Source organism: Pseudorhodobacter sp., from assembly GCF_030452865.1.
GTDB lineage: Bacteria > Pseudomonadota > Alphaproteobacteria > Rhodobacterales > Rhodobacteraceae > Pseudorhodobacter.
The window spans coordinates 1-6,564 of the sequence record NZ_JAKDLJ010000195.1 but is presented as its reverse complement, the minus strand read 5'-3'; the positions used below and the strand labels follow the sequence as shown (position 1 = coordinate 6,564).

At 59.9% G+C, this 6,564-nt stretch carries 8 protein-coding genes; all 8 read right to left on the bottom strand.

From position 1 onward, the window contains the following. Nucleotides 1-291: sulfite exporter TauE/SafE family protein (locus L0H65_RS11970; RefSeq protein WP_301459282.1), on the bottom strand; the 291-nt coding region annotated here is incomplete at its 3' end. A 216-nt stretch (nucleotides 292-507) separates the two neighbouring features. After that, nucleotides 508-1,473 carry an ABC transporter permease gene (locus L0H65_RS11965; RefSeq protein ID WP_301459283.1) on the bottom strand — a complete coding sequence of 322 codons (966 nt, stop codon included), beginning with the start codon at nucleotides 1,471-1,473 and terminating at the stop codon, nucleotides 508-510. Beyond that, nucleotides 1,473-2,567 carry an ABC transporter permease gene (locus L0H65_RS11960; RefSeq protein WP_301459281.1) on the bottom strand — a complete coding sequence of 365 codons (1,095 nt, stop codon included), beginning with the start codon at nucleotides 2,565-2,567 and terminating at the stop codon, nucleotides 1,473-1,475. Before L0H65_RS11960 ends, L0H65_RS11965 begins: the two co-directional genes overlap by 1 nt. Further along, nucleotides 2,564-4,132: an ABC transporter ATP-binding protein gene (locus L0H65_RS11955; protein ID WP_301459280.1), complete on the bottom strand. Its 1,569-nt coding sequence runs from the start codon at nucleotides 4,130-4,132 to the stop codon at nucleotides 2,564-2,566. Before L0H65_RS11955 ends, L0H65_RS11960 begins: the two co-directional genes overlap by 4 nt. 2 nt (nucleotides 4,133-4,134) lie before the next feature. After that, a complete protein-coding gene (locus L0H65_RS11950) occupies nucleotides 4,135-5,130 on the bottom strand; it encodes a BMP family protein (protein ID WP_301459279.1) in 996 nt (331 codons plus the stop codon). 176 nt (nucleotides 5,131-5,306) lie between these two features. Beyond that, nucleotides 5,307-5,729 (bottom strand): GNAT family N-acetyltransferase, encoded by a 423-nt coding sequence (locus L0H65_RS11945; RefSeq protein WP_301459278.1) that lies wholly within the window; start codon nucleotides 5,727-5,729, stop codon nucleotides 5,307-5,309. Next, on the bottom strand, nucleotides 5,726-6,367 hold the full coding sequence (gene tsaB, locus L0H65_RS11940) for a tRNA (adenosine(37)-N6)-threonylcarbamoyltransferase complex dimerization subunit type 1 TsaB (protein ID WP_301459276.1): 642 nt from the start codon (nucleotides 6,365-6,367) through the stop codon (nucleotides 5,726-5,728). Before tsaB ends, L0H65_RS11945 begins: the two co-directional genes overlap by 4 nt. After that, nucleotides 6,357-6,564: NifU family protein (locus L0H65_RS11935; RefSeq protein WP_301459274.1), on the bottom strand; the 208-nt coding region annotated here is incomplete at its 5' end. The genes L0H65_RS11935 and tsaB, both read right to left, overlap by 11 nt.

Below are 6,564 nucleotides of genomic sequence, written 5' to 3'. Positions count from 1 at the left end.
TACCAAACGCAGAGCCGACAAGACCCCGATCAGCAGAACCATGCCCATGCGGAAATCAACCGCCTTGCGCCGCAACTGTGCCAGCACACCGGAGACCGAGGAGGCGACGACAAGGTTGGCACCTGTCGCCACCGCGACGGGTGGCGGGATGCCCAGAAAGAACAAAAGCGGCGTGATGATGAAGCCGCCGCCAACGCCGAACATCCCCGAAAGGATGCCCACGATTCCGCCAAGACCAAGCAATGCGAATGCATTGACCGAGATTTCAGCGATGGGCAGGTAAAGCTGCATGTCAGGACAATCGGCGCGTATGCAAAAAAGCGGTTACGGACTGGCGTTCAAGACGCGCGGCGAAGGGCGGGGCAGCATGTTCTAGACTTGCGCCGGAACAGCTACGATGTCAAACCCCATCGCCCAACGAATTGTTGCAGCCGTAACAACTGGCTCTACAAGGGTGGATGTTCTGGCATCACGCGTTTGGCTTCGTCCTTCGGCCAATAGCTCGCCCTAACGCTCCTTGACGTAAGGCTCACCTCCGGCGCGTGGCGGTGTTGCTTTGCCAACAAACCCGGCCAGAATAACCACGGTCAGGATATAGGGCAGGGCTTGCATGAACTGCGAAGGCACGCTGATAAACCCGATCTCGATCTTGGGAAAGCGGTTTCCGACCGCCTCCAGAAAGCCGAAAAGCATTGTCGCCCCCAGCGCATACCACGGCCGCCATTTCGCAAAGATCAGGGCCGCCAGCGCGATAAAGCCGCGCCCCGCTGTCATCTCCTTACCAAAGCCTGCGGCCAGACCCAGCGCCAGATAAGCCCCTGCCAAACCACATAGAACGCCGCAGATCGCAACGGCCGCATAGCGGATGCCCGTGACTGAAATCCCCGCCGTATCTACCGCCGCCGGGTTTTCGCCCACGGCGCGCAGCCGCAAGCCAAACCGGGTGCGGTAAAGCAGGAACGCGCTGGCCGGAACACAGGCAAACCCGATGTAGACCAGCGCGGAATGGCCGGACAGCAGATCACTGTAGAGTCGTCCGATCACAGGGATCGGCGCGAGTGCATCCGCAAAAGGCAGGGTGATGGCTTCAAACCGCCCGCCCGCGATCAGCGCAGGGGTGCGACCGCCAAGACCGAACCAGTATTGGCCCAGCAAAATTGTCATGCCCGAAGCCAGAAAGTTAAGTGCGACGCCCGAAATCAATTGATTGCCGCGGAACGTGATGGAGGCGAAGCCGTGGATAGCCGCGAATATCAGAGAGCCGCCAATCCCCGCCAACGTCCCAAGCCACGCCGATCCCGTGACTGCGGCAACCGCTCCAGCCAGAAACGCCGCCGCCAGCATCTTGCCTTCCAGGCCGATGTCGAAAATCCCCGCCCGTTCGGAAAACAGCCCGGCAAGACAGGCGAAAAGCAAGGGCGTGCCAAGGCGCACCGTGCTGTCCAAAATCTCGATCAGGGTCGCAAAATCAATCACGTTCTCGCCTTTCGGAACAGCAGGAACAGCGCCGCAATCGGGCGGCGGACCATATCATCCAATGCCCCGGTGAACAGGATAACCAGAGCCTGAATGACGGTGATCAACTCCCTGGGGACCGTGGTCCAGAGTGCCAGTTCCGCCCCTCCCTGATAAAGAAACCCGAACAGGACCGCCGCAAGGACCACCCCGAACGGATGGCTGCGCCCCATCAAGGCGACCGCAATCCCGATGAACCCCGCCCCTTCGACGGAGTTCAGAAGCAGGCGCTGCGCCTCACCCATCACGGTGTTGATCGCCATCATGCCCGAAAGTCCGCCCGAAATCAGCATCGCATACATGGTGATACGGACCGGGTTTATCCCTGCGTAAACGCTGGCTTTTTCGGACTTGCCAAATGCGCGAAGCTCAAAACCGAGCCTTGTGTGCCACATCAGAACCCAGACCCCGACCGCCGCGAGCAGGGCGATCAGCAAGCTGATATTGGCCGGGTTGCGATTGTTGAACGGAATCCCGACCAGCGCCAGAATATCATGCAGGCGCGGCAGGCGCATCACTGCATCAAAGCGCGCCGATGCGCTGTCCATCGTGCCGACCGGACGCATGATATTGACCAGAAGATAGACCAGAAGTGCTGAGGCGATGAAGTTGAACATGATCGTTGTAATCACGATATGGCTGCCGCGTTTTGCCTGCAAATAGGCCGGAATCGCCGCCCAGGCCGCGCCAAACAGCGCCGACATGAAAATCGCGGCGATCAGCGCGAGGGACCAGTGTGGCCACGGTACATAAAGGCAGGCGACGGCCACACCAAGCCCGCCAAGCCCGGCTTGCCCTTCGCCACCGATATTGAACAGCCCGGCTTGAAACGCGACCGAAACCGCAAGCCCGGTGAACATGAAATTGGTGGCGTAATAAAGCGTATACCCCCAGCCATAAGTTGACCCAAGTGCGCCCGTCACCATCAGTTTCATCGCGGCGACAGGGTTTTCGCCGATTGCCAGAATGACCAGACCGGACAGCACGAAAGCGATCAGCAGGCTGATCAGCGGCACCAGAAACGTATCGGCCCATTTCGGCAATGTGGTCACTCTGCTATCCCCGCCATCAACAGCCCAAGGTCGCGCTCATCTGCGGTTGCAGGGTCGCGCTCCCCCATGATCTCGCCGTCAAACATCACAGCGATCCGGTCCGACAGGCTTCGGATTTCGTCCAATTCGACCGAGACCAGCAGAATCGCTTTTCCCGCATCACGCAGGGCCACGATCTGTTTGTGAATGAACTCAATCGCGCCAATATCAACGCCGCGGGTGGGTTGCCCGACAAGCAACAGATCGGGGTTGCGGTCCATCTCGCGGGCGACAACGATCTTTTGCTGGTTGCCGCCGGAAAAGTTCTTGGCAGGCAGCGTTGCAATCGGTGGCCGCACGTCATAGCGCTGCAACTTGTCTTCGGTATCGGCGCGAATGGCGTCGTTGTTCAGAATCCAGCGGTTGCGCTGATACTCCGGCGCGTTGTGATAGCCGAACGCCACGTTTTCCCAAGCGGTGAAATCCATGATCAGGCCCAGATGCTGCCGATCCTCCGGCACATGGGCGATGCCGCGTGCGCGCCGCGTTTGGCCGTCGGCGCGGGAGGTCAGCGCAATCTCCTGACCGTTCAGACGCACCGTTCCGGTGCCGGTTGCAATGCCCGCCAGCGCCTCCAGCAGTTCCGATTGACCGTTGCCCGCGACGCCCGCGATGCCCAGAATTTCCCCCGCGCGGATGGTGAAAGAAACACCTTTCAACCGCTCGATCCCGGCATCATCCTTCACGCGCAGGTTTTCCACCTCCAGCACCAGTTTCCCCGGCGTCGCGGGGCGTTTTTCGACGGAGAGCAAAACCTTGCGGCCCACCATCAATTCCGCCAGCTCCTCGGGGCTGGTGTCGGCGGTCTTCACTGTCGCGGTCATCTGACCACGCCGCATGACGGAAACCGTATCGGTGATCTCCATGATCTCGCGCAGCTTGTGGGTGATTAGAACAACGGTTTTACCCTGTTCCCTCAAGCCTTTGAGAATACGGAACAATTGGTCCGCCTCTGCCGGGGTCAGCACGCCGGTTGGTTCATCCAGAATAAGGATGTCGGCCTGTCGGTACAGCGCCTTGAGGATTTCGACACGTTGCTGGTGACCCACCGACAGATCTTCGATCACCGTATCGGGGTTCACTTCCAGCTCATATTCATGCGCCAGACGGGCGAGGCTTTCGCGCGCCTGCGCCATCGCACCGCGCAGCATGGCGCCACCTTCGGCGCCAAGGATCACGTTTTCCAGAACCGTGAAATTCTGCACCAGTTTGAAATGCTGGAACACCATGCCGATCCCGGCGCGAATGGCGCTTTGGCTGTCGGGGATTGGCGTCAGCTTGCCGCTGATGAAAATCTCCCCGGCGTCGGCTTTGTAAAAGCCGTATAGGATCGACATCAACGTAGATTTTCCGGCGCCATTTTCACCGATGATCCCGTGGATGGAGCCTTTGGCAACCTTGATCGAGATGTCTTTATTGGCCTGCACCGGGCCAAACGCTTTCGAAATCCCACGCAGCTCAATCGCCAGCGGGGTCTGGATTGGGGCGGCAGTTTCCTGCCGCCCCAAAGTATTCACTGCCGTCATTCTTAGAAGGAAACGAAGGGGCAGGAGTTGTCAGAGTTGTAATCGTGAACCTTGATCTCCCCCGATGCGATCTTGGCGGCTGCGGCGTCGACCGTTGCCTTCATCTCTGGCGTGATCAGGTCTTTGTTATTGTCATCAAAGGCATAGTCGACGCCTTTCGATGCCAGATCCATATTGATGACGCCCGGCTCCACCTTGTCACCGGCTTTGAAAGCGTCATAAACGGCATTGTCGACGCGCTTGAGCATGGAGGTCAGAACCTTGCCCGGATGCAGATAATTCTGGTTGCTGTCGACGCCGATGGACAGGATGCCACCATCCGCCGCCGCTTGCAGCACACCCAGACCCGTGCCGCCCGCTGCCGCGAAGATCACATCTGCGCCTTGGCTGATTTGCGATTTCGCCAATTCGCCACCTTTAACCGGGTCATTCCATGCAGCGCCGGTGTTGCCGGTCATGTTGGCGATGACCGTTGCGTCAGGTTTCACCGCTTTCACACCTTCGGCGTAACCGCAGCCGAATTTGCGGATCAGCGGAATGTCCATACCGCCGATGAACCCAACGGTGTTGGTTTTGGAGGCGAGTGCAGCCAACATGCCGACCAGATACGACCCTTCATGTTCGGCGAATATGATGGAGCGGACATTGGGTTGATCCACGATTCCGTCGATCAGAACGAACTTGGTGTCGGGAAAGTCCGGCGCAACCGTATTCAGCGTCTCGATGTTCGAAAAAGACAAGACCACGATCGGGTTTGCGCCAGTTTCGGCCATGCGGCGTACGAATTGTTCACGTTGCGCTTCGGATTGCATCTCCAGTTCCTTGTAGGAACCGCCGGTTTCCTTGGCCCAACGCTGCGCACCTTCATAGGCGGCCTCGTTGAAGCTCTTGTCGAATTTGCCGCCCAGATCAAAGATCAGCGCCGGATCGGCGGCGGCCATGCCTGCGGTCAATGCGATGGCGCCCGTGGCAGCGGCGAGGTGTTTCATGAGGCTCATATATCGTCTCCCGATTGGTTTTTTGTCCAGAGAATCCCCCTTGAACGGGGAAAGCCCGGTCGTGGCCAAATTAGGGGGGGTTTGCCCTTAGGGGTCAATAGGCATTTTCCAATAATGCCGGATCGGCGAGCGTTGGCCCGCCTTTTTCGGCGGGATATTCGCAGGATGCCGTGGCGTCAGTTTGGCGTGATCATGCGCGACATCACCAGCGCATCCAGATTTGGCCCCAAAGGGGGTGTGAAGTAGCCCTTGCGCCGACCCGCCACCGCAAAATCGCTCGCCTTATACAAAGCAATCGCCGCGATGTTATTCGCCGCCACTTCCAAAAACGCGGTTTCGGCGTGGCGGGTTGCCGCTTCGGTCAGGAACCCCTGTAGCAAACCGCGCGCACGGCCTTTCCTGCGCGCCTCAGGGGCAACGGCAAGGGTCAGCACTTCTGCCTCGCCCGCGATCGCACGACCGAGAATGAAGCCTTGGCCATCCCCCAGCGCAAAGACGCCCCCGCCTGACAGAAGCGATGAGAATTCCGCCTGGCCCCAAGGACGCGGCACCGTGAAACATCGTGCATGTAGCGCGGCCATGACCTGCGGCGGAATCATGCGTCGTCCAGTATGACCGGGCCGGGGTCGCGCGATGGCGCGGCATCGGCAGCACGCAAATAGAACGGTGCAGGGCGCGCACCATCGCCGGGCTTCATTGCGGCGACATGGGCGATGGCCTCGGCCACCGGCATCGCAGGCGGCAGGGCAGGGGCATCGGTGATCAGCGCGGCCCCGCCCCCGGTCACCGCCGCCGCGTGCAGGAAGGTCTTTGCGGCCTCGACCGGCATAACGGCGGCATCCGCGGGCAAGGTGCCAAACCCCTGAACATAGACCATCCCGCGCCGGGCATCTTCAACCACCAGCAGCGGGCGGGGCTGCCCATGGGCCAAAGCCTCAAACTGGGTGACGCCGATGGCTGGAATGTTCAACCCAAGCGCCAATCCGCGCGCCGCCGCAACTGCAATGCGGATCCCGGTGAAATTACCGGGACCAACGCCGACCGCTATGGCACCAAGATCACGCCAGCCAAACACGGCGGAAGCCAAAACCTCCTCCAGCAAAGGCACCAAGCGTTCGGCCTGTCCTTTCGCCATCGGTTCCTGTACCGAAATCAAAACCTTGCCGGACAAAACCAAAGCGGCCGCGCAATGCGCGGCCGATGTGTCAAATGCCAGAATCAAGCGATCAGGCGGCAACGGGCCGCACCTCCAGCACCTCGGGGATATAGTGTCGCAGCAGGTTCTCAATCCCCATTTTCAGCGTCAAAGTGGAGGACGGACAACCCGCGCACGCACCCTGCATATGCAGATAAACCACGCCGCGATCAAAACCGTGGAACGTAATGTCGCCACCATCCTGCGCAACGGCAGGGCGCACGCGGGTATCCAGCAGC

What these genes read in the sequence shown, in the direction of transcription:
- L0H65_RS11955 (WP_301459280.1), bottom strand. Translation starts at nt 4,132, where the DNA reads ATGACGGCAGTGAATACTTTGGGGCGGCAGGAAACTGCCGCCCCAATC.
- L0H65_RS11950 (WP_301459279.1), bottom strand. Translation starts at nt 5,130, where the DNA reads ATGAGCCTCATGAAACACCTCGCCGCTGCCACGGGCGCCATCGCATTG.
- L0H65_RS11945 (WP_301459278.1), bottom strand. Translation starts at nt 5,729, where the DNA reads ATGATTCCGCCGCAGGTCATGGCCGCGCTACATGCACGATGTTTCACG.